The organism is Achromobacter sp. DH1f (assembly GCF_000633435.1).
In the GTDB taxonomy this organism is placed as follows: Bacteria; Pseudomonadota; Gammaproteobacteria; order Burkholderiales; family Burkholderiaceae_B; genus Achromobacter; species Achromobacter deleyi.
Window position 1 is genome coordinate 1 of the sequence record NZ_AYMF01000129.1, and the last position, 326, is coordinate 326.

1 rRNA gene is annotated in these 326 nt (G+C 50.9%); it reads left to right on the plus strand.

Annotation, left to right across the window (positions count from 1 at the left end):
- The first annotated feature begins 99 nt into the window (after positions 1-99).
- Positions 100-212: ribosomal RNA gene (gene rrf / locus U858_RS0133385) — 5S ribosomal RNA — on the plus strand.
- Positions 213-326 lie beyond the last annotated feature (114 nt).

Sequence of the window (326 nt, forward strand, 5' to 3'; positions counted from 1 at the left end):
CACTGTGCGTGATCATCGAGCTCGTCTCTGATCACCACACGTTGCGCTTCTTCCAAGATTGGAGTTGTTGCCCTCAAAGCAACCACTCAACCAGTTACGCCTGACGACCATAGCAAGGTGGTACCACTCCTTCCCATCCCGAACAGGACAGTGAAACGCCTTTGCGCCGATGATAGTGGACGGACGTCTGTGAAAGTAGGTCATCGTCAGGCTTTTATTCCGCAAAACCCCATAGGCTCTCGCCTGTGGGGTTTTGTCTTTGTGGCGACGAAAACTTGGCAAGAGAAATTCTGAGTCGCTGCGCCACAAACACAACAATACAAAAA